The sequence below is a fragment of the Chryseobacterium herbae genome (assembly GCF_025154075.1).
Taxonomy (GTDB): Bacteria; Bacteroidota; Bacteroidia; order Flavobacteriales; family Weeksellaceae; genus Chryseobacterium; species Chryseobacterium herbae.
Genome location: NZ_JAOAMU010000005.1, coordinates 155,447 through 168,081 on the forward strand (window position 1 = coordinate 155,447; position 12,635 = coordinate 168,081).

The 12,635-nt window shown below is 39.1% G+C and carries 9 protein-coding genes; 1 reads left to right on the forward strand and 8 read right to left on the reverse strand.

Annotation, left to right across the window (positions count from 1 at the left end; genetic code table 11):
- Positions 1-7 precede the first annotated feature (7 nt).
- The 8 genes from N0B48_RS15995 to N0B48_RS16030 all read right to left on the reverse strand — a co-directional run bounded on the left by N0B48_RS15995 (position 8) and on the right by N0B48_RS16030 (position 11,001).
- Positions 8-1,117 (reverse strand): efflux RND transporter periplasmic adaptor subunit, encoded by a 1,110-nt coding sequence (locus N0B48_RS15995; protein ID WP_259839832.1) that lies wholly within the window; start codon positions 1,115-1,117, stop codon positions 8-10.
- Between the two features lie 391 nt (positions 1,118-1,508).
- Entirely contained in the window at positions 1,509-2,276 is a 768-nt protein-coding gene (locus N0B48_RS16000; RefSeq protein ID WP_259839834.1) for a LytR/AlgR family response regulator transcription factor, read from the reverse strand.
- Positions 2,273-3,391, reverse strand: coding sequence for a sensor histidine kinase (locus N0B48_RS16005; protein ID WP_259839836.1), 1,119 nt, complete (start codon positions 3,389-3,391; stop codon positions 2,273-2,275). Before N0B48_RS16005 ends, N0B48_RS16000 begins: the two co-directional genes overlap by 4 nt.
- A 723-nt stretch (positions 3,392-4,114) precedes the next feature.
- Positions 4,115-4,903 carry a phosphatase PAP2 family protein gene (locus N0B48_RS16010; protein WP_259839837.1) on the reverse strand — a complete coding sequence of 263 codons (789 nt, stop codon included), beginning with the start codon at positions 4,901-4,903 and terminating at the stop codon, positions 4,115-4,117.
- Between the two features lie 24 nt (positions 4,904-4,927).
- Complete coding sequence (locus N0B48_RS16015; RefSeq protein ID WP_259839840.1) at positions 4,928-7,357, reverse strand: TonB-dependent receptor domain-containing protein; 2,430 nt, start codon at positions 7,355-7,357, stop codon at positions 4,928-4,930.
- A 59-nt stretch (positions 7,358-7,416) separates the two neighbouring features.
- Complete coding sequence (locus N0B48_RS16020; RefSeq protein ID WP_259839842.1) at positions 7,417-8,703, reverse strand: sensor histidine kinase; 1,287 nt, start codon at positions 8,701-8,703, stop codon at positions 7,417-7,419.
- Between the two features lie 11 nt (positions 8,704-8,714).
- Positions 8,715-9,392 (reverse strand): response regulator transcription factor, encoded by a 678-nt coding sequence (locus tag N0B48_RS16025; protein WP_259839846.1) that lies wholly within the window; start codon positions 9,390-9,392, stop codon positions 8,715-8,717.
- A gap of 133 nt (positions 9,393-9,525) precedes the next feature.
- Positions 9,526-11,001, reverse strand: coding sequence for a hypothetical protein (locus tag N0B48_RS16030; RefSeq protein ID WP_259839847.1), 1,476 nt, complete (start codon positions 10,999-11,001; stop codon positions 9,526-9,528).
- A gap of 380 nt (positions 11,002-11,381) precedes the next feature.
- On the opposite strand from N0B48_RS16030, the gene N0B48_RS16035 reads away from it, so the two are divergent.
- On the forward strand, positions 11,382-12,533 hold the full coding sequence (locus N0B48_RS16035) for a serine hydrolase domain-containing protein (RefSeq protein ID WP_259839849.1): 1,152 nt from the start codon (positions 11,382-11,384) through the stop codon (positions 12,531-12,533).
- Positions 12,534-12,635 lie beyond the last annotated feature (102 nt).

Consider the following 12,635-nt stretch of genomic DNA (forward strand, 5'->3'; position numbering starts at 1 on the left):
TTATCTATTATTTCACATCCGCTGACACCAGCGCTCCGTCTGTAAGCACGTCAATCCTGTTCACGGCGATTTTATCACCGGCTTTGACTCCGTTTTTCACGAAATAATCCTGAGATGTGCTTCCTGAAATTTCAATCGGGGACATTTTTACTTTATCCTTCCCTTCCAGTTTGTATACGAAGAATTTATCCTGAATATCTTTGACTGCCGTTTTGGGAAGTTTTACAATTCCGTCCAGAGACTGATGTAATAAAACTCTTGCTGTTCCTCCTGCTCTCAATAATTTATCCGGATTCTGGAAAATGGCTTTCATCTGGATGCTTCCCGTATTTTTGTCAAAATTCCCGCTGGCATTTTCCACTTTTCCTTTGTAGGAATATTTTGAACCATCAGCAAGGATCAGTTCTACATTTTCTGTCTCTTCTCCTGATACTGTTTTTCTGGTGTAGGTTATAAAATCAGCTTCATTCATTGAGAAGTAGACATTCACCGTATTGATATTCGAAAGTGATGTCAACGGAGCTGCATCTGAAGGACTGATGAGGTTTCCTACCCTGTTCGGGATTCTCCCGATATAACCGGTTACCGGCGCTTTGATGTAAGTGAAATTGGCATTGATTCGTGATGAGCCTAATGAAGATCTGGCCTGTGCCGCCTGTGCCGCTGCTGCATTATAATTCGCCTGAGCGGTTTTGAGCTGCATATCGGAAACTACTTTTCCTTCTACCAGAGGTTTTAGCTTTTCTACCTCCAATCTTGCAGTTTCCTGAGCGGCTATTGCGGCTTTCAAAGCAGCTTCATTATTATTCACCTGCTCATTATACACGGAAGGATTGATTCTGAAAAGGGTCTGACCTTTATTCACATACTGACCTTCTTTTACATAAACGGCTTCCAGATATCCTGTGACCTGAGCTTTAATATCTACATTATCCTGCCCTTCAATACTTCCCGGATATCCCGCAGAAACATCTGCATCACCGGATTTCAACTGAATAAAACCTGTAGGTACCGCACTCATCTGCTGAGCTGTTTCCTGACCGTTTCCTGAGCTGCAGGAGCTAAGCCCGACAACAGCGGCTAACGACAGCACCCAATATCCTTTTTTATAATTCATAATGATCTGTTTTTAAATTTTACACTTGCAAAATAAGCGCACAGAATAAGGATCCAGATGAAGAAATCCGGTGAAACGTAATTAATCGCAGGTGAAACGTAGGCTAAGGAAAATGAAAAAATCTCTCAGGAGAAGATTTCAGATATGAGATTTTTAGGTTGAGGCAGAGATTGGGGAAAGTGAATGGTCAATTTTGCTTCGCAAGTGAATGGTGAATTTTTGGAGGAGATATCAGATACTAGATGTCAGACATCAGATTTCAGACCAGCCAAAAACCCGTATACTGAAACGCTCAAACGCTCCGACTCTCAAACTTCCTGACCTGAAACTCTCAAACCTGTATCTCGGAACCCGAACCCCGAAACTCTCAAACCCGTATCCCGTACCTGCTTTAATAATCCATCCAGGACTTGAAGACAGAGGCTTTTTCTCTGCTGACGATGATTTCAATGTCAGGTTGTTGTTTTCGGAGTTCCAGTTTTAATTTTCCGTTGAAGTGATTCAAGACCTGCTTTACAGAGTCTATGTGAATAATGAACTGCCTGTTCGCACGGAAAAAGAATTTCGGATCCAACTGTCTTTCCAGTTCTTCGAGAGTTTGAGGAACATTTTCGATGGTGCCCGTATTCAATACTGCTTTGCTTATTCCGAGTTCTGTGTAGAAATAGAGAATGTCTTCCGCCAAAACGGTTTTATAGCCGTCGCGGTGGGCAAGAAGGAAGCGTTTTCTGTAGTCTTTGGGTTGGATATAATTCAATAACCCCTCAATCGCTGTTCCTACGAACGGAACGGTTTCTATAAAGGTTTCATAGCGTCTCAGTGCAGCTTCCAGCTCATCTTCGTCTATGGGTTTCAGAAGATAATCTATGCTGTTATATTTAAAGGCCTGAACGGCATATTCGTCATAAGCTGTTGTAAAAATCACCGGACTGCGGATCTCAAATTTATTAAAGATTTCAAAGCTAAGGCCGTCTGCCAGACGCACATCCATCATGATCATATCGGGAGCCGGATTATGATTCAGCCATTCTACTGCTGAGGTAATGGATTCTTCTACCGACATAATTTCCACGTGGACCCTCAGTTTTAAAAGAAGCCTTTTTAATCGGTCTGCATTCAATTTTTCATCTTCGATGATTAAAATCTTATTAATCTTCATATCAGGGGAAGTTTTACAATGAATTTGTTTTCTGTCTTTTCTATTTCCGGCTTTCCGTAGCCTAGAATCTCATATCTGGCTTTGATATTTCTCAACCCGACCCCCGAAGAATCCGGTTTATTGATCAGTGGCAGGAAGGTATTCGCAACCACCAGTTCTCCGGTTGGAAGCGTGTAGACTTCTATTTCCAGCGGATTTGTTTTTGAGGTTTGATTATGTTTAATAGCATTTTCAACCAACAGTTGAAGAGATAACGGAACGGTGTACATTTTCCGATGTTCTTCGCGGACATCAATCTTAAATATAACACCGTCGCCGATTCTCTTTTCAATCAGAAAAATATAGGATTCCAGAAATTTCAATTCTTCTTCTACAGCGATGACATCTTTCCCGGAATTGACGAGAAGATAGCGATAGACTCTGGCAAATTTCTCAGAATATTCATAGCCAAGCTGCTGATCTTCCAAAATGAGTTCAGAAAGTACACTGAGATTATTGAAAATAAAATGGGGATCTATCTGTAGTTTAAGCGCCTGAAGTTCTGCAGCCATTGCGGCCTGCTTATGTTTTGAAGCCCTGAGTTTATGCTGGGCAGCTTCTTCTGCGGTTTTTTTCCAGTTTTCCAGCAAATACTCAACGGTATTAAAAGCACTGATAATAAGTGATATCATGATATTCGTCGCGACCCATTGACCTAAAAGTGTGAATTCCTTACGATAATCCAGTTTGGACAGGTTTTCTGTGGTGCTTTCTATGATAAAATTGACGATGATGATGATCAGTACACTTCCTACAATCTGGATAACGCATTGGATCAGAAGTCTTTTAACCGTCCTGTTGCTCCAGGGAAGGAGTTTATTAAGGGTCCTGTCGATGAATATACTCACCTCTGACAGAAGAACAGAGAAAAGAAATACCCACAGCAAATCTTCTACCATAAGCTGCCACGGCCCGTTTAGATAATCCATCCACGCAGGATCAAACGGGTCGATCAGATAGGAAAAAATATAGAAGGTAATGATGGCCACCAGCCAGATCACCAGCCTCCTTTTTGCGGTGGAAATAATTTTCCTGTTTCGGGTTATTTTTTTTCTGATTGTGGCAATCCTGTTCATATTCGGGACTTTGTAAGTGTAAATATAAAAATTGATTTGATAGGAAATCTTTCTATTTTGAACGAGCCCGCGAAAAGAGCCAGTGAAACGTACAATAAGCCGTTTAGAATGACCTCAACGTTTCATCATCAAAAAAATACATTTCATCACCTTATTCAGTCACATCACCCGCTTTTTTATAAAGAAGTGAACCCTGTTATCCTACTTTTGCCGTATTGAATTTGAAGGATGAAAAATTTTCACCTCATCAAAAAATATCAAATAATAAATGCCTCATACTATCAATCCCCGAACATAGATTAAGTTCAATAGAAATCTGAAAATATTTGAATTATCCTTTTGCCTTAACGGCTAAATTTTACACTTAATCTTGTTAGTAAGGCCCGGCAAATTGCCGGGCCTTTATCTGGTATAATAACCTGAGTCTGGGATAAGAAGGAGATAAAAAGGATGGAAGATGGAGGATGGAAGTTACTATTGGACAGTAAGTTTTGGCTAAAGCCTTTTGCAGTGCGTATATCCTGTAAGCGGGCTGAAGCCCGCCCCTATTGAATATAAAAAGTCATCCGAAAATATCTACCAGTATATCACGGTGATGAGCATTGTCGCAAGGAAAAAAATAATTCCAATCCGCATTTTTTCAATCTTATCATCTCAATGTTCTTATCCCAATTAATGTATAGATGGAATTTTTAATCTTTACCCCAATCTCAGGTTACAATATTAAAAAGTTTTAACAAGTCCTATTCCAAAGCTTTTATCCTGATAGAAAGGCATGACCATGGTCGCCGTATTTTTGTTTTTACCTTTTAACAGGGTATCGATTTTAGGAAAAAGCCAGTAAGCCAGTTCTGTGGAAAGAATACCAAATCCTGCTCCTGCAACGACATCTCCTACCCAGTGTTTATCATTCAGCATTCGGTAGGCTCCTGTAAAAACAGCAATGGGATAACCTGATAAACTCAGCCAGAAATTGGTGTCTTTATACTCCCGGAACATAAACTGGGCGGAAGAAAAAGCGGCCGCCGTGTGCCCGGACGGAAAAGAAAGATTATTAGACTGATCGGGTCTTTCTTCTTTCACAATATGTTTCAGAGGAAGCGTAATGGCTGCTGATATGATCTGCGATGTAGCATAAATAATGGTCCGGTCTCTGAAATTATGTTTCCCCTTAATTCCAGCTGCATTTAAGCCATAGACCAGAACTACGGGTGCATATTGTGTATAATTATCCAACCTGATATGATCCGGCTTATGCTCATTGATCTCGTCTCTGGTAGAAAAGTTGAGCTGCTTCAGGTCTTTTACCGTTAAACTGGCCACTCCATAACTGATAAAAGCGGCAGGGATGATCAAGCTTTTGTAATTTAAAGCGGGCTTTTTATTCAGTGTAACCGCACTGTCCTGTTGAGGCTTCTGCACCTGAACCGAATCATTTTGAGCGGCGAGTCTGCCACATGCTGACAATAAAACAATACAGCAGACAGTTATTTTCTGATGAACAATTGACATTTTGATAGTAGTATTAGTTGGTTATTAAAATTTATAGCTGTACCCCAGCCTTACGACTTGCGTTTCGTAATGATCATAGCTAGTGTACTTAAATCCTGAGCCCTGAATCTGTTTCTTAGTCACCATCGTATTCAAAAGATCCGATGCGTTCAGGAATAGTTCTCCTTTTCCGTTCTGAATAGATTTTTTCACGCCCATATCTATTGAAAATCTTGATTTTATCTTCCCCTGCGGAATAATATCCGGAGCTAAATAAACAGCAGTAACCTGAGCATCAAATCCTTTAGAAAATTTGAATGTATTGTTGAATTTTAAGTTTCCGGAAACCGCCGTCTGTCTGTCCGCTGAGAAAACAACAGGCTGTGGATAGAGATTTTCCACCGAAAAAGCATTGATCTGATTACGATACAGATTTCCATTGACATTGAATGAATACACCTTCGACACTTTCTGATTCCAGATCATTTCCAAACCTGAATTGTAGCTTTTTCCTGCATTCTGAAATACAGCATAGATTAAATTACTTTGTGGTGCCGTACTGGAAATCCTGGTAATCGTTCCATCTGCAAAACGATGGTACAAAGCTGAGTACAGATAACCGTTATCCCAATTGTATTTGTGCCCCATCTCTATTGAGTTGGTAAACTGGGGCCTCAGACCTGGATTTCCTACTTTAATAATTTCGGCATCGTCGTATTTCGGGAAAATCCTGATATCTACTTCGTTCGGGCGATCTACTCTTCTGTTATAAAATATAGACAGTTTATTATGATCATTTAGTTTATAGGCTAATCTCAAATTGGGGAATGGCTGTGTATAATTATAACTGTCGCTTTTGTAAGTAGGATGGTTTGGATTGACATCATACTGAACTTTTACATATTCCAGTCGTACACCAAGTTCCGCTTCCCATTTTTCATTTTCGAAAATATAATTTCCATAGACCGCGGGAATTAATTCTTTATAAGCTGCTTTTCCTCCTGCATTGACATCCAGAACGGAGTTGGTTCCCGGCATAAAATTCATATCGGTAGGAATGCTTCTGTTTCTAAGTTTGACTCCTGCCTCAATGCGTCCATATTTCAAAGGTTTTACATAATCTACATTGAAATCATAGACTTGTTCATCGGATAACAGTTTAAAAGCATCCGTTCCCGTAGAAGCCGGCAGATAATTGTCATAAAAGTATTTTTCATCTTCCCTGTGGAACGTATAATTGAATCCTACGTTTAACAAATGTCCTGCTTCTTTAAATTTATGCTGATAGGCTGCCGTAGCCATCACCGTCGTTTTCAATTCATCTTCCAAAAACTGCCAAAGGCGTAGGCGTTGAGTATAATCGCCATTGAAAAAAGGCTGATCTCCACGGTCTATAATCTTTTCACTTCCGTAAAGCCCGGAAACCGTCAATGTATTTTGAGTGTCAATATTCCAGTCTATTCCTGCTTTGGTGGTAAGATAATTCGTGTTCCTGTTTCTTTTTAACTGTGAATTAATAACAGTTCCATCATCATAAGTTCTGGTTACAAATTCATTTTTATTAAGGGTTTGGGTATATAAATTATCTGCCTGCAAAAAGACATTCACCTTATCTTTTCTGTAGTTAAGCGAAACCGACGGATTGATTTTCGGCGTTAAAGTATATTGTGGTCTGATGGTTGGCAGATTCTGCTTTCTTTCCCAAAGCGAGCCCAGTCCGGCGGTAAATCCTACTTTACCGTTCCAGCCATTCTGCTTGTTTTTCTTCATGATAATGTTGATGATTCCCGCATTACCGTTCGCATCATATTTTGAAGACGGATTGTTGATGATCTCTATTTTATCAATGGCCGAGGATGGAATATTATCCAGCCCTGTCTGACTTCCGAAACCCGTTAATGCCGTTTGTTTGCCATCAATTAAAACCGTGACCTTATCATTTCCGCGTAGCTGTACTTTCCCGTCCTGAACGGTAATTCCCGGTAAATTCTGCATGCTCTGCAACACAGATCCTCCACTCTGGCTGATATTATCCGCAACGGAATAGGTCTTTTTATCAAGCTGGTTGCTTATTTCGTTCTTTTTCGAAGCTGACACCACCACTTCTTCGATTTTCGTTTCCGTTCCTCCCTGATTCTGATCAAGTTCAATGGGCGGAATTTCCAAAAATCCAGAAAGACTTCCGATAAAAAGAGGCTGATTCTGTGTGTGATATCCGGAAATCGATATTTCCAGTTTGTAATTTCCCGGTTTTATATTGGCCAAGGAAAATCGGCCTTCTTCATTAGTGATCGTTCCCGCCACAAATGCGGTGTCTTTTTCAGTTTTTGCCAATATATTTACATAGGCCAAAGCCGATTTGTTTGTTTTATCTTTAATGATACCTGAAATAGTGACAGAAGATATCTGTGCAAAAGAAAAATTGATAAACAGTAGTGAAATAAAAAGTGTAAAAACTAAACTCTTTTTTTGCATGAGTGGATGTCTTTAAGATTAATTAATGACACAAAATTCCAACCCGATTTAGAAGAAATTTAGAATTTTACAGAAAAAACATGGTGACCATTTTCAAATCTGTAGGATACTTTCCATCCGTGGAATGTAGAAATTTCTTTGATAATGGCCAATCCTAAGCCGCTTCCCCCACTTTCCGAAGATAATTTTGAAAATCTTTTGAACAAAAGATCTGCATTCAATGGTTCTGTCCCGGAATTGGCTACTTCAAAAACGGAGCTGGTCAGTTTCACGGAAATTGAACCATGAACCGGCGTATGACGGATGGCATTCAACAGTAAATTATTGATCAGGATTTCAATAAGGCTGCTGTTTCCATTCACCTGTACTTGTGATGAATTGTCTTCCTCAACCGAAATATTTTTCTGTTCAAAGTGTTCCTGTACCGCCTCCATACTTTGGTCTAAGATGGCATCAAACCGAATTTTCTCCGAGTTATCAAACTGGTTGTTTTCTATCTTGGCAAGGAGTAAAAGATTTTTGTTGATCCGGGAACTTCTCGTTAAAGCTTTATTCATTTCCTCAGCAATCCGGTATTGTTTTTCTGTAAGATCTTCGCTCTGAAGTAAAATATCTAATTTATTTTTCAGAATGGCTAATGGGGTCTGTAATTCGTGAGAAGCATTTTCTGTAAATTCTTTCTGGGTTTTGTACGCCGAAATAGTATGCTCTATCAATTTGCTCAATGACTGATTTAATTCTTCAAATTCAGTAGTATCACTAGGATTAAATTCAATTTTGGTTTGACTGTTCAGGTTAAATTTCTTTAATTTCTCCAAAGTATCCCTGAACGGTTTCCATACCGAATCCGAAAGCTTTCTGTTGATGAACAAAAGTCCTAAAACAATCATGATAAAGAAGAAAACGGTAGTTATGGCAATGACCACAATGGTTTCCTGAGATTCTTCGATATTGGTTTCAACGGTAAAACGGAATGGTTTGTTATTGACGTAAATAACGGTTGAAAGTGTTCTGAAACGGTCAATATTAGGTTCTTTGGTATAGGATTTCTGTTTTTCAAAAGTATAAATACTGTCTTTTAACAGGTCTTCTTTTTTTATATTTTGAATATCCGTTCCGGGTTGGATACTGTTCCAGAGTTTTATACTTTCAGCAAGTTTCTGATCTGTCAGTTTTAAACGGTTCAGTTCATAGGCTGTTTTCTCAGCGATAATTTTATTGTGTTCATCCAGTTCTGCTTTCCAGATGGTATCCACCACCAGATAATACACAGGAATACTGATGACCAGTACACAAAGTACATAGATCAGAAATGGTTTCGTGATTTTGCTTAATAATGGTTTCATGTGTCCGTTATTTAATTACTTTCCCATTTATATCCTGTTCCGTACACCGTTTTCAGATAATGGTCGCAGCCCGCGTCATATAATTTCTTCTTCAGATTTTTCACATGGGCGTATACAAAATCATGATTGTCCAGCATATCTGCAAAATCCCCTGAAAGATTTTCTGCTAAAGTACTTTTAGAAATCACCCTGTTTTTGTTTCCAATAAAATAGATGAGTAAATCAAATTCTTTTTTAGTGAGAATAATGGTCTGATCATTCACGGAAACTGTTTTCGCCAGAAGATCGATCTGTAATTCATTCTGCTTGATAATATTGGAGTTGCTGAATTGCTTCCTGCGGATAATAGAGTAAATCCTGGCCATCAATTCTGAGAGATGAAAGGGTTTCGTGAGATAATCATCTGCTCCCAGCTGCAGCCCTTTTATTTTGTCGTCCAAAGCATTTTTAGCAGAGATAATGATTACTCCGTCTTGCTTATTCTGCTTTTTGAGTTCTTCTAAAATAGTAAGCCCGTTACCATCCGGTAATGTGATATCCAACAGAATGCAATCGTAATGAAAGGCTTCAATTTTACTCATCGCCTCACTGAATGTGGATGCAAATTCGCACAAATAGTTTTCTTCCGAAAGGTATTCGGAGATACTTTTCGCCAGCTCGGTTTCGTCTTCTATGATCAGTAACTTCATGATGCAAATCTAAATACTCAATTCTGAAGAAATTTTGAATTAATATAGAAAGAATATTTTATTTTGTCTCTATCTTACTGAAAAAGACCCGACAATTGTCAGGTCTTTATATTAAACATCAAAACAGGTCAGATTATGGGCAGCCGTATATCGTTTGCTTGAAACTTCCGTTTACCCCATCCGATGTTCCTACTTCATGCTGTACCGTAAAGGAAGACAATGCTGCTGTTGCGTAGGTATTCGTATTGTACATTCCCATATGTCTCTCTACCCTCTTCTGATTGGTATTTGATCTGCATTCGTACTCATTCGGCAGATAAATAGGATCCAAACAAAAACTGGAACTGAACGAAGAATTGAATTGTCCCTGATACAGTGTACCCTCTACAAATTTGACACAAAGAGTTGTGCTTTTATCCTTTCTTCTGTTCCAGTTGCCATTACCGTCAATATGATGCAATTCCGTCCAGCCAGCCAGGGATGACCTGTTTCCACCAATAGGAAAAGGATGCCAGTTGTAATAATCTATTTTTCCTCTCAATACATTCGATTGGTTAATGATCATATCCTGTAATCCTCCCTTTGTAGCCATAGAACAGGATTGATCCATCGCCCTCACATAAACGTTATAGGTCTGAACCACATTCCATGCGCTTGCGTTACTGTATGGGCTGATTGACTTTACTTTCACTGTAGGATGGTAAGTAGTATTTGTAGCTGGATAAACGTGCTCGATAACCGGTAAAATATACTGATTAGGAAAGAGCATAAATTCCTCTGCAGCATTCGTCCCATCATTAAATTCAATCCTGTATCTGGCCTGTTGGGGAACCGACAGACGGCTTAATGTAAATCCTTCAAATCTTACTTTCCCGGGACTTCCGCAGGTAAAATTTTCATAAACGGTACCGCTTAATCTGAAAATCTGAATAGGAATGGGTGTCCCTCTTATCCCTTTGGCATCTGCAAAATCAACGGTTCCGAACTCCCTTTGTACATTTTTAGCCGAGGATACTGATATAATTTCTCTGGCCAGATCGAGCTCTAATAGCTGTTCCAATGAAGGATTATCCCCCAGTGCTTCTACTTTTTTCAGTACTTCTGGATGATCTGCCTTTACAGAAACTATAAATTCAGGATTGATATACCTCAATACATAGTTCCCTACTTTTACTTCTCTGTTTACATTTAAAATAGAGCGGAGGATATTGGAAGTAATCCAATGTTCTTCAGGAATTTCCTTATAAGAACTCCAACCGATCGCATTTTTCTGTTCAAATTTTGTAAAAGCATCTGCTCTAAGGGAGTTCAGTCCCAAAACTTGTTCTACTTCCAGTAAAAAATCATTTTCACTCATGTCTTCACTGGGTGTGGCAGCTACATCTACCAGATAGTCGTAGTAACAATTGAATTGCTTTTCATCGTTAAACTCCAGCATCCCGTTGTATATGGATGGGCTGGAACAGGGTAATGATACCTTTGATGAGGTGTTTTTTAATAATAGCTCATTGTCTGTTTTCTTATTTTGTTGAAGCTCATCTTCACAACTCCAGAGAAAAAACAGCGAACACAGTATCATCATATACTGCTTTTTGAAAATTGGTTTCATATACATATTCTTTGTCTGAAATTACTTCTTGCTATAAAATCCCACAATCAGGACTTATTAAGTGTGTCATGATTTTAATTAAGTGTAGAAGAAATGGGGCTAGCTGTTTTGAGTGAACGGAATCATTACACTTGGAGAAATTCTTTTGAGAAAGCGATACCATATAAACCGTTTATTCTCTTCTTATAGAATTAAAAATTTATTAAAACAACAATGGATCAGCGTTGGGTTTTTCTTAATACATTAGCATAAAATAATCCTATATAAGAAAGCTTTAAAACGAGATAAAAAACTGAGCGACCATGTTCATATCCTCATTTTAATCATTAATATTTTGACTTTAAATTTAAACACCTAATCAAAAAATATTAAATTTTCTTATGAAAAAACTAAGGTTTATCGCTGCCGTAATGGCCGTTTTTATATTAACCAATTCCTGTGAAGACGAAAACACATCCGTCCCATCTGTTACAACCCCATCGAATTCTGATCAGTATCAGAAAATTGTAGATCAGTTTATGGCTGCAGGAGCTGTAGGCGTAAGCATCGCTGTCATTTCACCTGAAGGAACCTGGGCAGGAACCGGAGGAAAGGCAGACCGGGAAAAAAATATCGCCATGAGCCCCGACAGGAAACTACGGATCGGGAGTATGACCAAGATGTTTGCTGCAACCACAATTCTGAAATTACAGGAGGAAGGTCTGCTCAACATCAAGGATAAAATTAATAAATACCTTCCCAAAAGTATCACGGACCATATTACAAATGCTAATGAAGTGACCATCGAGCAATGTCTCAATCACAGATCAGGTATCCGAAATTATCTGCAGGATATTTCAGCCGGTGTTTTTGATGGCAGTATTGCGAATTATTCAGCAGCACAAACGCTTAGTCTTATTTACGATAAACCGGCGGATGACCCTGTTGGAAGCGGATATTACAGCAACTCCAATTATCTTCTGCTCTCTTTAATTATCACGAAGGTCACGGGCAAATCCTCTTACGAGGTCGTAAATCAGAAGATTATCAATCCACTTGGTTTGCTTGATACCTCTGCCAGTACTGTACTTCCGGAAAAACTGACCCGATCATATTATACAGATGATCCTACAGGAAACAGCCTGAATGACGTCACTCAAATAGACAATAACGGAATTGGTGGCCAGGATGCCTTAGATGGCGGAATGATCTCTACGGCATCGGACATCACCAGATTTGTAGAAGCTTTGATCACCGGCAAACTCCTTTCTCCGGCATCCATGCAGCAGCTGGAAACTTTCGTTGATAATGATCCTACCCACCTTGAACCTGATCTGAAGTATAATAAACAGTATGGCCTTGGCCTGATGAAGCTGGAAACTGATCAGGGAGTTGCCCTTGGACATGATGGCCATGTATTCGGATTTGGAGGTAGAGCATACTACTTCCCTAAACAAAAAACCACGGTTTGTATTTTGCTGAATACCTGGTCTCCAAAGGTGGTAGCGCTACTAAATGCAAAGGCTACTTTGAATTTGTTTTTTAAGAACTAAAAGATAAGATTCAGAATAAGATATTAAAAAAACCGGAGCATATAATGACTCCGGTTTTTATGTTTTTAATCACCATCCATTTTAAAACAAATCTGTGATCCG

Bases quoted from the DNA above. Each gene is read 5' to 3' on its own strand.
- N0B48_RS16010 (WP_259839837.1), bottom strand. From the start codon at position 4,903: ATGTCAATTGTTCATCAGAAAATAACTGTCTGCTGTATTGTTTTATTG.
- N0B48_RS16035 (WP_259839849.1), top strand. From the start codon at position 11,382: ATGAAAAAACTAAGGTTTATCGCTGCCGTAATGGCCGTTTTTATATTA.
- N0B48_RS16020 (WP_259839842.1), bottom strand. From the start codon at position 8,703: ATGAAACCATTATTAAGCAAAATCACGAAACCATTTCTGATCTATGTA.
- N0B48_RS16030 (WP_259839847.1), bottom strand. From the start codon at position 11,001: ATGAAACCAATTTTCAAAAAGCAGTATATGATGATACTGTGTTCGCTG.
- N0B48_RS16015 (WP_259839840.1), bottom strand. From the start codon at position 7,357: ATGCAAAAAAAGAGTTTAGTTTTTACACTTTTTATTTCACTACTGTTT.
- N0B48_RS15995 (WP_259839832.1), bottom strand. From the start codon at position 1,117: ATGAATTATAAAAAAGGATATTGGGTGCTGTCGTTAGCCGCTGTTGTC.
- N0B48_RS16005 (WP_259839836.1), bottom strand. From the start codon at position 3,391: ATGAACAGGATTGCCACAATCAGAAAAAAAATAACCCGAAACAGGAAA.
- N0B48_RS16000 (WP_259839834.1), bottom strand. From the start codon at position 2,276: ATGAAGATTAATAAGATTTTAATCATCGAAGATGAAAAATTGAATGCA.
- N0B48_RS16025 (WP_259839846.1), bottom strand. From the start codon at position 9,392: ATGAAGTTACTGATCATAGAAGACGAAACCGAGCTGGCGAAAAGTATC.